Origin of the sequence: Rhabdaerophilum calidifontis (assembly GCF_008641065.1) — a bacterium.
Classification (GTDB): domain Bacteria; phylum Pseudomonadota; class Alphaproteobacteria; order Rhizobiales; family Beijerinckiaceae; genus Rhabdaerophilum; species Rhabdaerophilum calidifontis.
The window spans coordinates 323,071-338,436 of record NZ_VTRS01000001.1 but is presented as its reverse complement, the minus strand read 5'-3'; the positions used below and the strand labels follow the sequence as shown (position 1 = coordinate 338,436).

General features: G+C 68.3%; 15 protein-coding genes. 4 read left to right on the top strand and 11 right to left on the bottom strand.

Going from position 1 to position 15,366, the window contains the following annotated elements; translation table 11 throughout:
• Positions 1-2: 2 nt before the first annotated feature.
• Both FWJ24_RS01585 and FWJ24_RS01580 read right to left on the bottom strand, forming a co-directional pair.
• Positions 3-929, bottom strand: a complete 927-nt coding sequence (locus tag FWJ24_RS01585) for a tyrosine recombinase (protein ID WP_150286021.1) — start codon at positions 927-929, stop codon at positions 3-5.
• Positions 929-1,066 carry a histidine kinase gene (locus FWJ24_RS01580; RefSeq protein ID WP_150286020.1) on the bottom strand — a complete coding sequence of 46 codons (138 nt, stop codon included), beginning with the start codon at positions 1,064-1,066 and terminating at the stop codon, positions 929-931. Before FWJ24_RS01580 ends, FWJ24_RS01585 begins: the two co-directional genes overlap by 1 nt.
• A 152-nt stretch (positions 1,067-1,218) precedes the next feature.
• Between FWJ24_RS01580 and FWJ24_RS01575 the strand changes: the two genes are divergently transcribed.
• Both FWJ24_RS01575 and aroB read left to right on the top strand, forming a co-directional pair.
• Complete coding sequence (locus FWJ24_RS01575) at positions 1,219-1,851, top strand: shikimate kinase (protein WP_150286019.1); 633 nt, start codon at positions 1,219-1,221, stop codon at positions 1,849-1,851.
• Positions 1,844-2,968 carry a 3-dehydroquinate synthase gene (aroB, locus tag FWJ24_RS01570; RefSeq protein ID WP_150286018.1) on the top strand — a complete coding sequence of 375 codons (1,125 nt, stop codon included), beginning with the start codon at positions 1,844-1,846 and terminating at the stop codon, positions 2,966-2,968. Before FWJ24_RS01575 ends, aroB begins: the two co-directional genes overlap by 8 nt.
• Here the strand turns inward: aroB and FWJ24_RS01565 are convergent.
• A complete protein-coding gene (locus FWJ24_RS01565) occupies positions 2,965-4,734 on the bottom strand; it encodes a glucan ABC transporter ATP-binding protein/ permease (RefSeq protein WP_150286017.1) in 1,770 nt (589 codons plus the stop codon). The genes aroB and FWJ24_RS01565 overlap by 4 nt on opposite strands.
• 186 nt (positions 4,735-4,920) lie before the next feature.
• Between FWJ24_RS01565 and FWJ24_RS01560 the strand changes: the two genes are divergently transcribed.
• Positions 4,921-5,697 (top strand): motility protein A, encoded by a 777-nt coding sequence (locus FWJ24_RS01560; RefSeq protein WP_150286016.1) that lies wholly within the window; start codon positions 4,921-4,923, stop codon positions 5,695-5,697.
• A gap of 15 nt (positions 5,698-5,712) precedes the next feature.
• A complete protein-coding gene (locus FWJ24_RS01555; RefSeq protein ID WP_150286015.1) occupies positions 5,713-6,537 on the top strand; it encodes an OmpA/MotB family protein in 825 nt (274 codons plus the stop codon).
• Positions 6,538-6,547: 10 nt separating this feature from the next.
• On the opposite strand, the gene FWJ24_RS01550 is transcribed toward FWJ24_RS01555, so the two are convergent.
• From FWJ24_RS01550 to ccoO, 8 genes are all read right to left on the bottom strand, one after another.
• A complete protein-coding gene (locus FWJ24_RS01550) occupies positions 6,548-8,992 on the bottom strand; it encodes a DUF3772 domain-containing protein (RefSeq protein WP_166443547.1) in 2,445 nt (814 codons plus the stop codon).
• Between the two features lie 125 nt (positions 8,993-9,117).
• A complete protein-coding gene (ccoS, locus tag FWJ24_RS01545) occupies positions 9,118-9,270 on the bottom strand; it encodes a cbb3-type cytochrome oxidase assembly protein CcoS (protein WP_150286013.1) in 153 nt (50 codons plus the stop codon).
• A complete protein-coding gene (locus FWJ24_RS01540; protein ID WP_150286012.1) occupies positions 9,267-11,447 on the bottom strand; it encodes a heavy metal translocating P-type ATPase in 2,181 nt (726 codons plus the stop codon). Before FWJ24_RS01540 ends, ccoS begins: the two co-directional genes overlap by 4 nt.
• A 9-nt stretch (positions 11,448-11,456) precedes the next feature.
• Positions 11,457-11,981: a FixH family protein gene (locus FWJ24_RS01535; protein WP_166443546.1), complete on the bottom strand. Its 525-nt coding sequence runs from the start codon at positions 11,979-11,981 to the stop codon at positions 11,457-11,459.
• Between the two features lie 73 nt (positions 11,982-12,054).
• The gene (gene ccoG, locus FWJ24_RS01530) at positions 12,055-13,497 is read right to left on the bottom strand and encodes a cytochrome c oxidase accessory protein CcoG (protein WP_150286010.1); all 1,443 of its coding nucleotides are present in this window, start codon (positions 13,495-13,497) and stop codon (positions 12,055-12,057) included.
• Between the two features lie 75 nt (positions 13,498-13,572).
• Positions 13,573-14,451: a cytochrome-c oxidase, cbb3-type subunit III gene (gene ccoP / locus FWJ24_RS01525; RefSeq protein WP_150286009.1), complete on the bottom strand. Its 879-nt coding sequence runs from the start codon at positions 14,449-14,451 to the stop codon at positions 13,573-13,575.
• A gap of 4 nt (positions 14,452-14,455) precedes the next feature.
• Positions 14,456-14,611: a cbb3-type cytochrome c oxidase subunit 3 gene (locus FWJ24_RS01520; RefSeq protein WP_150286008.1), complete on the bottom strand. Its 156-nt coding sequence runs from the start codon at positions 14,609-14,611 to the stop codon at positions 14,456-14,458.
• Positions 14,612-14,623: 12 nt separating this feature from the next.
• Positions 14,624-15,358: a cytochrome-c oxidase, cbb3-type subunit II gene (ccoO, locus tag FWJ24_RS01515; RefSeq protein ID WP_150286007.1), complete on the bottom strand. Its 735-nt coding sequence runs from the start codon at positions 15,356-15,358 to the stop codon at positions 14,624-14,626.
• Positions 15,359-15,366 lie beyond the last annotated feature (8 nt).

The following is a 15,366-nucleotide window of genomic DNA, read 5'->3' as shown; positions in this document are numbered from 1 at the left end:
GATCAGCCGCCGGGATCGTTGAGCGGGTGCAGATCGCGCACCATGGCGCGTGCACGATCGTCGAGGACATGGGTGTAGATCTGGGTCGTCGCGATATCGGCATGGCCGAGCAATTGCTGCACGATCCTGAGATCCGCGCCGTTCTGCAGCAGATGCGTCGCGAAAGCGTGGCGCAGCACATGCGGGGAAAGCTGCTCGGCCCGCAAGCCCGCCGCCCCGGCAAGTCGCTTCAGCTCTCGCGCAAAGACCTGGCGCGCCACCGCGCCCTCGGCATGCTCGGCCGGGAAGAGGGCCTTCGGCGGCGGACCCGGCCGCATCTCCGCCAGCGCCGCGCGATAGCGGCGGATCGCGGCGCGCGCGGCCTCGGTGAGGAGCACGATGCGTTCGCGCCCGCCCTTGCCGCGGATCACCAGCCCCTCGCGCGCCGCAGCCAGCGCCTGGGCCGGCAGGGCGACGAGTTCGCCGATGCGCAGCCCGCTGGCATAGAGCGTCTCGATCATCGCCGCCATCCGTAGGGCCGCGAGCCGGGCGCCAGCCTCCTTCGCCGCGGCCACCTCGGCCTCGGCCTGCGCGAGCAGCCGCGTCACGTCGTCGATCGTCAGCACCTTCGGCAGCGGGCGGGGGCGGCGGGGCCCCTCCAGCGTCACGGTCGGATCGTCCGGCCTGTGGCCCTCGGCATAGAGGAAGCCGTGGAACTGGCGCAGCGCCGAGAGCCGCCGCGCGATCGTCGCCGGCTTCAACCCTGCCGCCGCGAGCGTCTGGAGATAGGCACGGATGCCGGCGACATCGATCGAGGCCGCATCCCGCCCCTTGGCGGCGAGATACCCGGCATAATCCTCGAGATCGCGGCGATAGGCGTCGAGCGTGTTCCTGGCGGCGCCGCGCTCCGCGGCGACCAGCGCGAGGAAGGCGCGAATGAGGCGTTCCATCACGGCCTCGGGAGCGGGATGATCAGCGTCATCTCGCGCGGCTCGGGCTCGACCAGGCTGACGAGGAGGTGGAGCGCGGCATAGCCGAGCCCCGCGAGCAGTGCGGCCGTGAGGAGGATGCGGCCGAGGAAAAGCATGCAATCAGGCCCCGGGGATGCCCGTACCGGGCGGGAATCGTGCCCCTCCCTTATCCATCCGTCGAAGGATGGAGGCAAGGCCGCCTGCGCCGATGCCCGGCGCGGTTGCCGCCGGGCCGTCATTCGCCTATTCGGTCCCGACTGGATGGATGATGACCGATCTGCCCGCCCCGTTCCGCTCCGCGGAAGCCCCGAAGACCGGCACGCCGGAGCCTGATCCCGCAGCCGCCATCCGCGCGCGGCTCGGCGGGCGGCATGTCGTGCTTGTCGGGCTGATGGGCGCCGGCAAGACCTCCGTCGGCCGCCGCCTCGCGCAGCGCCTCGGCCTGCCCTTCGTCGACAGCGACCACGCGATCGAGGAATCGGCGCGGATGACCATCCCCGAAATCTTCGAATTGCGCGGCGAGGCCGAGTTCCGCGCCGGCGAGCGCAAGGTGATCGCGCGGCTTCTCGGCGAGCGACAGCAGGTGATCGCCACCGGCGGCGGCGCCTATATGGACCCCGATACCCGCGCGCGCATCCGCGCGCAGGGAGTCTCGGTCTGGCTCAAGGCGGAGCTGCCGGTGCTGATGCGCCGCGTCCAGAAGCGGCAGAACCGGCCCCTGCTCCGTCAGCCCGATCCGGAAGCCGTGATGCGGGACCTGATCGCCCGGCGCCATCCCGTCTATGCCGAGGCGGACATCACCGTCCTCTCGGAGGACGTGCCCCATGACGTGATGGTCCAGGCCGTGCTGGCCGCGCTCGAGGTGCATCTCCCGCCGGAGGAAGGAGCCAACGATGCCTGAAACCGCCCCGCCCCGGATCGTGACGGTCGATCTCGCCGGCCGCAGCTACGAGATCCGCATCGGCCGCGGCCTGCTCGCCGAAGCCGGCAGCGCGATCTCTGCCGTCTCGGCCGCGCGCGCCGTGCTGGTCGTGACCGACACGCATGTGGCGGGCTATCATCTTCCGGTGCTCGAACGGGCGCTCGACGCCGCCGGAATCCGGCGTCACGCGCTGATCCTGCCGCCCGGAGAAGCCACGAAGAGCTGGCCGCAGCTCGAACGCCTGGTCGAGGCCATCCTTGCCGCCCGGCTCGAACGCGGCGATCTGGTGATCGCGCTCGGTGGCGGCGTGATCGGCGATCTCGCCGGCTTCGCGGCCGCCATCGCCCGGCGCGGCATGCGCTTCGTGCAGGTGCCGACGACGCTCCTCGCCCAGGTGGACAGCTCCGTCGGCGGCAAGACCGGGATCAATTCCCCTCACGGCAAGAACCTGGTCGGCGCGTTCCACCAGCCGGCGCTCGTCCTCGCCGATACCGCGCTGCTCGATACGCTGAGCCCGCGCGAGATGCGCGCCGGCTACGCCGAGCTGGCGAAATACGGGCTGATCGACCGGCCCGATTTCTTCGAATGGCTGGAGCAAGGCGCCTGGCGCGGCATTTTCTCCGGCGGGCCGGAACGCGAGGAGGCGATCGCAATCGCCTGCACCGCCAAGGCCGCCATCGTCGCCCGCGACGAGACCGAAACCGGCGACCGGGCGCTGCTCAATCTCGGCCATACCTTCGGCCACGCGCTGGAGGCGCTCACGGGCTATGACGGCACCCGTCTCGTCCATGGCGAGGGGGTGGCGATCGGCATGGCGATGGCGCACCGGTTCTCGCAAAACCTCGGCCTCTGCGCGCAGGAGGTGCCGAGCCGCGTCGCGGCGCATCTCGAAGCCGTGGGGCTGCCGACACGGCTCGCCGATGTGCCCGGTGGCATCGGGACGCCCGAGGCGATCCTCGACGTGATCCGGCAGGACAAGAAGGTGGCGCGCGGCACGCTGACCTTCATCCTGACGCGTGGGATCGGGCAGAGCTTCATCGCGCGGGACGTGCCGGCCGAGAAGGTCCTGGCCTTCCTCGCCGCGGAAGCCGGCTAAGCCGTGCCCGTGACGTCCGGCGCCATGAACTGCGCCCGCGCCAGGGTCGCGAACCGCCCTCCGGCCGCGACCAGGTCCTCGAACGTGCCGTGCTCGACGATCCTTCCCTGATCGAGCACGACGATCTGGTCGGCGTTGCGGATCGTGGCGAGGCGATGCGCGATGACGAAGGTGGTGCGCCCCTTCATCACCGCGTCGAGCGCCTTCTGGAGCTTCTGTTCCGTGGCGGCATCGAGCGCCGACGTCGCCTCGTCGAGGATCAGGATCGGCGGGTTCTTGAGCAGCGCCCGCGCGATCGAGAGCCGCTGCCGCTCGCCCCCGGACAGCGAACGGCCGCGTTCGCCGACCTTGGTATCGAGCCCCTCGGGCTGGCGGCCGATGAATTCGAGCGCCTGCGCGCGCTCCAGCGCCTGCATCATTTCGGCATCGCTCGCATCGGCCCGGCCGACCTCGAGATTCTCGCGGATCGTTCGCGCGAACAGCATCGGCTCCTGAAACACGACCGCGATGTTCCGGCGCAGCGATTGCAGGGTGAAATCGCGGATATCCCGCCCGTCGATCAGCACCCGCCCCGATTGCGGGTCGAAGGCGCGATGCAGGAGGCCGAGCGTCGTCGATTTGCCGGATCCCGTCGCGCCCACAAGCGCGATCACCTGGCCCGGCGCGGCGGTGAAGGTGAAATCGGCGATCGCCGGCCGCTTGCCGTCATAGGAAAAGGTCACGCTCTCGAACGCGACCTCGCCCTTGAGATCGCCGGCATCGACGGCGTTCGGCCGGTCGCGCACCTGCGGCGTCGTGTCGAGAACCTCGAAGAAATCCTTGAGGCGCGGTGCCTGCATGAAGACCTGGTTGACGAAGCCCACGGCTGCTTCGAGCTTGCCGATCAGCAAGGTCGCATAGCCCATGAAGGTCACGATATCGCCGATCGTCGCGAGATCGTTAAGGTGGAGCCAGGTGCCGAGCAGGAAGATCGCCGTCACGGTCAAGGTCGAGGAGGCGCGGGTCGCCACCGATGCCAGCGCCCACCAGGACAGGACGGGGATCTGCGCGCCGAGCAGCCTGTCGATCACGAAGCGGAGCTGGCCGAGTTCGGCCTGGATCCGGGTGAAGCTCTGGATGACGGGGATATTGCCGAACGCATCGGAGGTGTGCTCGGCGAGTTCGGAATGGTAGCCCTCGACCTTTTCCTGAAGCCGCGCCGCGCGCGTGACGACGACCCCCATCAGGAACGCAAAGACGACGACGAGCGCCACCAGCAGCAGTGCCAGCCGCCAGTTGATGAACAGCGTCAGCGGCAGCAGGCAGAGCAGCGAGACCAGGGCCGCGCAATGATCGCGCAGAAAGCCCAGCCAGAGCCAGAACATGCCGTCGGCGCCGTTCAGCATCACCTTGAGCGTGCGCCCGGAATGCGTACCGGCATGGAAGGACAGCGGCAGGGTCAGCACATGCTCGAAATAGGTCGCCATCACCCCGAGGCGGCGGCGATGGGCAAGCCGGTCGGCGTGCAGCGCCACCATGACGCCGCCGAGGATCGTCACCAGCCCGAAGGCAAGCCAGAGCGCGATCAGCGGCGCCAGCGCGGCGAGAGTCGGCCGGCTCGCCGCGGCCTGCGCCGAGGTCAGCAGGTTGATGATCCGGCCGAACAGATACGGTTCCGCGAAGGTTGCGACCGCCAGCGCCAGATTGGCGAGGACGAGCACAAGGCCAAGCCGCAATTCCGGGCCGAGCTGGAGCAGGACACGCCAATAGAGACGAGGCAACGACATGGGGGACTTCCGGGCTGGCCTTCGGAGAAATTCCGGTTCGGGGCACGGGCTTATCGCGTCCGCGAGATGAACGGCGACTGAGCGCCCGCCCTTTAAGCTTAACCCTTCCTTTAGCCGCAACGCCTAACGTGCGGGGAGAGAGCTGGCGGCGCACCGGAGTGCGGGCGCCCGGGGGACAGGCGGGTCATGGATATCTCCACTATCGTTGGAACCTTGCTGGGCATCGCGACCGTCGTGCTGCTCATGCTGATGGACGGCCATCTCTCGATCTATGTTTCGGATCACGCCGCGATCGTGATCTTCGGCGGGGCGACGGCCTCGACGATGATCCGCTTTCCCTTTTCCTCGATCATGCACGGCCTGCCCATGGGCATGCGCTTCGCACTGCAATTGCGGCCGCTCGATCCGCGCGCGCTGATCGAGGAAATCACCAAGGTCGCGGATATCATGCGCAAATCGGGGCCGATGGCGCTCGAAAACCATCAGGTGGAGGACCCCTTCCTCGCCCAAGGCATCCGCTATGTCGTGGACGGCTACGACGCCGAGTTCATCAAGGACACGATGGAAAAGGACCGCGACACCTTCCTCGCCCATCTCGACGAAGGCCAGAAGATCTACCGTGCGATCGGCGATTGCGCGCCGGCCTGGGGCATGGTCGGCACGCTGCTCGGCATGGTCGGCATGTTCGCCAATATGGACGATCCGTCGAAGCTCGGTCCCTTCATGGCCACCGCCCTGCTGGCGACGCTCTACGGCGCACTGATCGCCAACCTGTTCTGCCTGCCGATCGCCGACAAGCTGCATCTCAAGCTCGAGGAAGAGGATCTCTCCCGCTCGCTGATCATCGACGGCGTGCTCCAGATCCGCCAGGCGAAAAGCTCCGGCATCATCCGCGAGATGCTGCTCTCCTACCTGCCCGAGCACCACAAGGCGCATTTCGCCGAGGCCGAGGCAGCCGCGTAACCGGAACGGGGACCGATCATGGCTCGCAAAAGAGGCGCGGCGCATTCGGGCGGCCATGGCTGGTTCGTGACCTTCGCGGATCTGATGGGCCTGCTCCTGAGCTTCTTCGTAATGCTCGTGGCATTCTCGACGCCGAATTCCAAGAAGCAGCAGATCGTCGCCGGCTCGATGCGCGAAGCTTTCGGCGCCCAGCGCCACACCCGTCTTTCCGGGGTGATCGAGACCGACGGCCTGCCGACGCGCTCCAATGTCCGCAACACCGAGAAGGTGACGCCGGATTACGCCGCCGACCAGACGGCGCCGGTCAAGAATGTCCAGCGCAACACGGCTGCCGAGGGCACGTTCTTCACCGATCGCGGCTTCACCACCGCCGCCGCGACCCTGCGCCAGGCCCTTCAGGAAATGCCGGAGATCACCGAGATCTCTCGCAACGTCGTCATCGAGGAGGTCGCGGACGGGCTCGACATCCAGATCCTCGACCAGGACGGCCGCTCGATGTTCGCCGAGGGCGCGGCCCTGCCCTACGAGCGGACGCGCCGCGTGCTGGAGGCGATCGCCCCGACGCTCCGCCGCCTGCCGAACCGCATCCGCATCACCGGCCACACGAGTTCGGTGCGCGGCGCGACCCGCGAGCGGGGCGCCGGCTGGCGACTGTCCTCGGAGCGTGCGGTGGCGGTGCGCGACCTGCTCGCCAATGCCGGCGTGCCGGATGACCGCTTCGAATCGGTGATCGGCCGCGCCGACAACCAGCCTATATTCCCAGACGATCCCTATCTCGCGCCGAACCGTCGCGTCTCGATCCTGCTGGTGCGCGAGGCACCGCCCCTGCCGCCGCAATGAGCCCGCCGGCTCAGCGGCGCCGCGGCCCGCTTTCATCCGCGATCGCGGCCGAGAGCACGCGCGGGTCGATCTCGGAAATATTCGCGATCTCGAGTCGCCGCGTCGGATAGGGGATCGCGATCCCCGCCGCCTTCAGCCGGCGGAGGATGTCGAACAGCAGTTCGGAACGGGTCCTGGCGCGCGATTCGACATCGGTGTAGCAGTAGAGCTCGAAATCGAGCCCGGATTCGCCAAGATTCTTGAACAGGACGAAGGGAGCCGGCTCGCTGAACACCTCCCGATGCGCGAGCGCCGCCTCCTTGAGCAGCGCATCGACCGTTTCCGGATCCGCATTGTATTCGACGCTGACCGGAATGACGATCCGGCCGGTGCGGTCGGCATGCATCCAGTTCTTGACGCGGCCGGAGATGAATTCGGAATTGGGGATGATCAGGCTCGCGCGATCGAAGGTCTCGATCTCGGTGGCGCGGACATTGATCCGCTTCACCACGCCCTGCTCCTCGCCGACGGCGATCTGGTCGCCGACGCGGATCGGCCGCTCCCAGAGCAGGATCAGGCCCGAGACGAAATTCTCGACGATCGAGCGCAGCCCGAAGCCGATGCCAACAGAGAGCGCACCGGCAACGATGGCGAGCTTCTCGAAGGACAGACCGAGATGGCTCAGCGCCAGCATCGCGGTGAGGATGGTGCCGAGATAGCCGAAGACGGTCTTTATCGAGTTCCTGAGCCCGAGATCGAGCCCCGTATGCGGCAGATAGCGCGTTTCCAGCCAGTTCTGGATCGCGCGCGTGGCGGCGAACCCGAAGATGAACAGCAGCAGCGCGAAGGCGATCGTGGCCAGCGAGATCGTGACGCCGCCGACCTGGAAGCCGAAGAATGCCGCGCGCAGATTGCCGAAGAGATTCGAGGAATCGATGCCCCAGGGCGCCAGCGCCAGCATGCCGAGCACGACGAACAGCATCAGCCGCGCGATGCCGGCGCCCAGCACACCCAGTTGATCGAGCGAACGCGCGGAGAACCCCGTCGCCTCGCGCACCCGCCGGCCGAGCAGGCCGCGCGCCGACAGCCCCGCCCCCAGCGCCTCGTCGATCAGCGCCAGCGCAAGCGCGCTGCCCAGCGCCAGGATCGTCAGCCAGAGGAGCTGGTCGACGAGGAAGGCCGCAAGCGCCACATAGCCGAGCAGGACCGCGCCGACGACGAGCACGATCACGCCCCAGATGGCGATCCGCGCCGTCGTGAGCGCCGGGGCGGCGCGGGCGACGCCCTCCTCGGGCTCCGGCTCGACGGCAAAGGCACGGTGCAGGCCGCGCGCCACCAGCAGCGCCACCAGCAGCGCGAACACGCCCTTCGTCGCGATCGTCCCTGGCAGCGCCGCGACGATCGCCGCCTGCAATGCCTCGACAACCTTGCCGAGCGAGAGCAGCGCCACCGCCGCCAGCACCAGCCGCGCGAAGGCATGCGCCATCCGGTCGCTCGCCGCGATGAGTCGCCAGGCCGGATGCGCCGGCGCAAACACCGCATGGACCAGCCCGGTCATGGCGATCGTCACGGCGATACCGCCCGTCACGGCATCGACGACCCGCCCGAGGCGCGCCGGCACCAGCCCGAAATTGACCACAAGCCATTGCAGGAGGAACAGCACCACCACCGGCAAGAGCACGGCGAGAACGATGCGCCGGAGCCCGAACAGGGCTCGTGCCAGCCGCGAGGGCTCGATATCGCTCGTCGCCGCCGCCGCGGGCGTCAGCAGGTCGCGCGTCAATCTGCTGCGGATGCGGGGCAGGCCGAGGAGCGCCGCGACGCCAAGCAGAACGAGGATCACGACCTCGAACCAGTCGAGATTGTCCGCAAGCACCTCGCCCCATTGCGAGAACAACACCCGAAGCGCCCGGAAATCGCCGGGCAGCGCGCGGGTCACGTCGAGCCACAGCAGCGGCGAGGCGATGGAGGGGCCCTGCGCCAGGATCGCGCGCGCGAAATTGGCGCGGCGACGCTCGGCCACCGCCTCGCGCAGCTGCTCGATCCGGAGATCGAGCGCGCGGGAAAGACGCAGGGTCTCGTCGGCATCCTGCCACAGCCGCTGCTGCTCGGCGCGGTCCCGCGTCACTTCGGCGCTTTCGGTCTGCCCCTTGGTGGCGTCCGGCGGCGCGCCCAGCCGATCGAGCCGCGCCCGGATCTCGTCGGCGCGCGGCTGCTCGCGCTGGATGATCCCGGCGATCCGTTCGGAAAGCGGATCGAGCCGGCCGCGCAATTCGGCGAGGCGAGCGTCATCGAGCGTTTCGCGCTGGAGCGCCGCCTCGATCTGGCCGATATCGAGGCGGATCGCGTCCAGCTGCTCGCGCGGCGACCGTGCGCCGCCGGCCTGCTGCGCGACCGCCGCTGTTCCGATGGCGGCGCACAGCGCCAGCAGGAAGGCGAGCGCCGCAAGCGGGATGCGATGGGAGAAGCGGGACATCGGGGAACGGAACATCGGGAAACCGGCCAGGCTGGAGGGCCGGCCGTCGAAGCGGCCGATTCGGGCGAGAGCATGACCATAACGTCTCGTTCGCACCGCCGGAACCCGCCCGCTCGGGCTCGCGCCTAGCCGCGTCCGATATCCTCGTCATCGAGCACGCGATGCGCCGCGCCTTCGAGATCGTCGAACTGGCCGCTCTTCATCGACCAGACGAATGCCCCGAGCCCGAGAAGTCCGAGCCCCAGCGCCAGCGGCACGAGAAAGACGAGCACGTTCATGCCGCCCTCCCCGACCGCAGGGCGTTGAGCGTCACCAGAATCGACGAACCGGACATCGCCAGCGCGGCGATCAGCGGCGTCACGAGGCCGGCGATCGCAATCGGCACCGCCACGGCGTTGTAGAGCACCGCAAGCCAGAGATTCTCGATCATGATCCGCTTGGCCCGCCGCCCGATCCGCAAGGCGGCCAGAACCGGCGCCAATGCCGCGCCGATGAACACGCCATCCGCCTGCACCTGGGCGAGATGCGTCGCATCGATGGGCGAGAGCGAGACATGCGCCGCAGCCAGCGCCGGCGCGTCGTTGAGCCCGTCCCCGACCATCATGACGCGGCGCCCCTCGGCCCGCAAAGCCTCGAGGCGGGCAATCTTGTCCGCCGGCTTGAGGCCGCCGGCATGCTCCGCGACGCCGAGCGACGCCGCCGCCTCCGACACTGCCGCCGCATGGTCGCCGGACAGGATCAGCACACGATAGCCCGCCCGTTGCAGGGCTGTCACCGTCTCGACCGCATCGGGCCGGAGCCGCTGGCCGATCGCCAGCACCGCCCCCCGCTCCCCGAAGCGGATGGCGATCAGCGACGCGGAGGGATGCGCCTGCTGCACAGCGCCCGCCTCGAAGGCGAGCCGGGCATCCTCGGGCTTGCCGAGAAACGCCTCGGTTCCGTCGATCACGGCGCGGACACCGCTGCCCGGCTCCTCGGTCGCGCCGGGCACCGGCTCCGCCGCGCCGGTCGCGGCGACGATCGCTGCCGCGAGCGGATGGCGGCTCGTCAGCGCCAGACGCCCGGCCAGCGCCACGAGCCCCGGCTCGACCGCGCCAGCATTGAGCAGGCTGGCCTCGGGCAGTGTCAACGTGCCGGTCTTGTCGAAGGCGATCGTATCCGCCTCGGCGAGCCGCTCCAGCACGTCGCCGGAATTGATCAGGATGCGGGCGCGGAACAGCGCCCCCGACGCGACAACCTGCACCGCGGGAATCGCGAGGCCCAAAGCGCAGGGGCAGGTGATGATCAGCACCGTGATCGCGATGATCAGCGCGTCGTGCCAGCCGGCGCCGGCGACGATCCAGCCGAGAAAGGTCAGGAGCGCCGTCAGATGCACGACCGGCGCGTAGAGCCGCGCCGCGCGGTCGGCCAGAACCACATGACGCGAGCGCGTTTCGGCCGCCTTGTCGAGCAGCCGCTGCACCTCGGCGAGCAGCGTGCCCTCCTCCGCCGAATGCACCCGCACCTTGATCGTGCCGGAGAGGTTGAGCGTGCCGGCATAGACATCGGCGCCGGCTTGCACCGTCGCCGGCCGCGTCTCGCCCGTCACGAGGCTTGCATCGATCTCGCTCCGGCCCTCGACGACGGTGCCGTCGACGCCGATCCGCTCGCCCGGCCGCACCAGCACGAGATCGCCGGCCGCGAGCGCCGCCACCGGCACGGTGCGGATCTCGGTCTCCGAGACGAATTTCACCGCCGTCTCGGCCTTGAGCGCCGCGAGATTGGTCGCGACCGCGCGCGTCCGCCGCCGCATCGCCCGTTCGAGATAGCGCCCGACGAGCAGGAAGAAGAGCAGCATCACGGCCGAATCGAAATAGGCGTGCTCGGCATGGTTCAGCGTCTCGACCACGCTCATCCCGAGCGCGAGCAGCACACCGAGCGAGATCGGCACATCCATGTTGACGGCGCGCTGCCGCAGCGCCCGGCCGGCGCTCTCGAAGAAGGGCATGCCGGCATAGAGCGCCGCCGGCAAGGCGATCAGCGCCGAGAGCCAGTGGAAGAAATCCCGCGTCTCGGGCGTGATGTCGGAGACATTGCCCGCCCAGACCGAAACCGAGAGCAGCATGATGTTCATGGCCGCGAACCCCGCGACCGCAAGGCAGATCAGCAGCCGCTTCTCCTCGCGCCTCTCGCTGTCCTCCGCTCTGCCTACCGTGAACGGATGGGCATGGAAGCCGATCGCATCCATGCGGTCGAGGATCCGCCCCGGATCGACACGGCCGGGCTCCCACTCGACCGTCACCCGGCGATTGGCGAGATTGACGCGCGCGCCGGTGACGCCGGGCTCGGCGGCGAGCCCCTTCTCAATGGCGCGCATGCAGGCCGCGCAATGGATACCCTCCACCGCGAGATCCATCGCGGCGCGGCCATCCGCCGCCGGGCGGACGAAGACTGAGAAATCGCGCATCTCGGACATGGCTCCCTCCTAGCGGGGGATCTGGAACTTGCGCCGAGACACGAACAGGATCTCTCCCTCGCGTGCCAGCGTCACGGTGAGCAGCCATTGCCCCGGCGCGAGGCTCTCCGGCGCGCCGGCATAGCGCCCGCTCCCCCTCTCCGCGAGCGTGATCCGCTGGTCGAGGCGGGCATCGACCGGGCGTTCGAATCGCGCCATGACTTCGAGGCCGGCAAGCATGTTCCCGTCGCGGTCGCGCGCCTCGACCGTCACGGGCCCGCCGCCGGCGAGCGCGGCAAGGCCGATCGCGACCCGCCAGCCGCGCCGGTCCTGCGCGGCGATTCGGTCGAGTTCCTGGTTGAAGCGCTGGCTCGCCTCGTAGGCGCTGCGCGTCTGCGTGCCCGGCATGGTCCGGAGCGCGAGCGTCATCATCACCAGATTGACCCCGAAGACGACGGCGAAGAACGCGATCAGCGCGAAAAGCACGTGGCGCCCGGTGAGCACCCGGACCGGGCGCGGCCCCGGCCGCGCCGGCGGCATGAGATCGGTCGGCATCACGAAGGCTCCACAGCAGCTCACTTTGCCCCTCCCGCCACCGGAGCACCCGGCGGCATGAAGCAGATAGGGCCTAGCCCGGCCCGAAGAAATGGTCCCGCGCGGCGACATCCTCGCCCGCGAAGAGATCCGAAGCACGGATGACGATCGGCACGCTCTTGCCGGAGAACGCCGATTTCGGCGCCGTCACCAGCGCCCGGATCTCGCGCGTCGAATCCGGCTCCACCGCGACGACGGGGCGCCAATCCGCAGTCGCCGAGACGTTGACGAGTTCGATCCGCGCGCCAGCCGGGCCTTCGACCGTCAGCGCGAAGAGCCGGCTGTCCGGGCGCTTGTTGATGAGCCGGATCGTGTAGGCGTTGCGGATCGAGCCGTCCGCCAGCGTGACGAAAAGCGGCGACCGGTCATGGATGAGGCTGATCCCCGCCGTCGCGCGCGTGGCGAGCTGATAGAGCATCGCCCCGCCGACCAGCGCGATGATGGCGAAATAGATGATCGTCCGCGGCCGGACGGGACGGAAAGGCCGCTCGGGCAGGCCTTTGGCACGGGCCTGCACGTTGCCGTCGGTATCGTAACCGATCAGCCCCTTCGGCCGACCGATCTTGGTCATGACGGTGTCGCAGGCGTCGATGCAGAGCCCGCATTGGATGCATTCGAGCTGCGCGCCGTCGCGGATATCGATCCCCGTCGGGCAGACCGCGACGCATTGGAAGCAATCGACGCAATCCCCGGCGGCCTCCCCGGTCGCCTTGCGTCGCGCGGCCTCCTTCACCGAAACGCGCGGTTCGCCGCGATCATAGCGGTAGGTGACGTTCAGCGCCTCGTCATCGGTCAGCGCCGCCTGGATCCGCGGCCAGGGGCACATGTAATTGCAGACCTGCTCGCGCATGATGCCCGCGAGCGTATAGGTGGTGAAGGTGAGGATGCCGATCCAAATATAGGCGACGGCGGGCGCCGTGCCGGAGGCGAGTTCCCGCACCAGCGTCGGCGCGTCGGCGAAATAGAGCACCCAGGCGCCGCCGGTCCACCAGGCGATCATCAGCCAGATGAAATGCTTCGCCGCCTTGCGCGCAAGCACGCCCGGCCCCCACCGGCCCTCATCCATGCGCATCCGATCGCGGCGATCGCCCTCGATCATCCGTTCGACATGCAGGAAAAGATCGGTCCAGACCGTCTGCGGGCAGAGATAGCCGCACCAGATCCGCCCGGCGATGGCGTTCATGAGGAACAGCACCATCGCCGCAAGAACCAGCAGGCCGGTGAAGTAGTAAACCTCTTGCGGCCAGACCTCGATCGGGAAGAAATAGAAGCGCCGGTTGACGAGATCGACCAGAATGCCCTGGTTGGGCAGGTTGGGTCCGCGATCCCAGCGCAGGAAAGGCAGGAAATAGTAGATTCCCAGACAGACGAACAGGACGCCCCATTTGATCCGCCGATAGGTTCCGCGGACCGATTGCGGATAGACCTTCTTCGCCGAGGCGTAGAGGGGAATGTCGGGGATGTCGCTCGTCGACATGGGAGACCTTCGCTGCCGCGGCGCGCCCAAATGCGCGCCGGGATTGCCGGCAGGACCGGCGTCGCCGGGCGGCGGTTACTGACCCCCGCCCAGAGAATGCACGTAGACTGCGAGCGATTTCACCGTCACCGGATCGAGCCGCCCGGCCCAGGCCGGCATCACGCCGGCGCGGCTGTTGGTCACCGTCTCGACGATATCCTCGAGCCGGTTGCCGTAAAGCGAGATGGCGTCGGCAAGGTTCGGCGCACCGAGATCGCGGTTGCCGAGCCCCTTTTCGCCATGACACGAGGCGCAATTATCCGCGAAGAGTTTCTCGCCCGCCGCCCGGTTATAGCCCGCCTCGGTCGGCTGGCCGGAGAGCGCGCGCACATGATTTGCCACCATGCGGATCTCGTCGCGCTTGAGGATGCCGTCCCGCCCGAAAGCGGGCATCGCCGAAATCCGCGTATCGGCATCGTTCGAGGAGCGGATGCCATGCTTGAGCGTCGTGTGGATGTCCTCGAGCGTCCCGCCCCACAGCCATTCGTCATCGTTCAGGTTGGGGTAGCCCTTCGAGCCCGTCGCGCCGATGCCGTGGCAGGGCGCGCAATTGTCACCGAACGCCGCCTTGCCCTGCGCGATGGCCAGCGAAAGCAGCTTCGGATCGGCCTTGATCGCCGCCAGTTCGACGGTGGCGAGATCGGCCGCCTGCGCGGCGCGCCGCGCCTTGAGCGCCTCGACCTCGACGGCCACGTCGGCGCGCGAGGAATAGCCGAGCACGCCCCTGGTATAGGACGAGACCCCCGGCCAGGCCGGGTAGGCGATGAAATAGCCGATCGACCAGATGATCGTCGCGTAGAACACGTTGAGCCACCAGCGCGGCAGCGGCGTGTTCAGCTCCTTGATCCCGTCCCATTCGTGGCCGGTGGTGGTCCGGCCGGTGACGGCATCATGTTCTTCGGTATGCCCGGCCATCGGATCAATCCTCCTTGAGCGGGATTTCGGCGGCCGCGTCGAACCGGGCACGGTTCTTCGGCCAGAGCGCATAGGCGACGATCGAGAGGAAGATCGCCATGAAGAAGAGAACGCCGAATTGCTGGGCGATCCCGGCGAGAAGGGCGTAGGTCTGGGTCATGCTGCGCCTCCCTCAGCGATAATTCGCCTTGGCGTCATAGCCCTTGAAATCGACCATCGTCCCCAGGACCTGGAGATAGGCGATCAGCGCGTCGGCCTCAGAGAGCCGCTGCGGATTGCCGTCGAAATCACGGATCTGCGCCTTGGGATAGCGTTTTTCGAGTTCGGCCGCCCGCGGATCGTCGGGGTTCACCTGCGCCCTGAGATCGGCGACGGCGTTGGCGATCATCTCGTCGGAATAGGGCACGCCGCCGGCACGGTTCGCGCGCATGTGCTGGGCGATATCCGCGACATCGAGTTCGTTGCGCACGAGATACGGATAGCCCGGCATGATCGATTGCGGCACCACCGAGCGCGGGTTGACCAGGTGTTCGCGCTGCCAATCGTCCGAATACTTGCCGCCGACGCGCGCGAGGTCCGGCCCCGTGCGCTTCGAACCCCATTGGAACGGCTTGTCGAACATCGATTCCGCCGCGAGGCTGTAATGGCCGTAACGCTCGATCTCGTCCCGCAGCGGACGGATCATCTGGCTGTGGCAATTGTAGCAACCTTCACGGACATAGATCGCGCGGCCGGCGAGTTCGAGCGGCGTGTAGGGGCGCACGCCCTGAACCTGCTCGATCGTCGAACGCAGATAGAAGAGCGGCGCGATCTCGACCAGCCCGCCGATCGACACCACGATGATCACGCCGATCACCAGGAGAAGCGAGTTCTTCTCGAAGATGGCGTGTTTCTGCCAGAGCGACATCGTCTCTC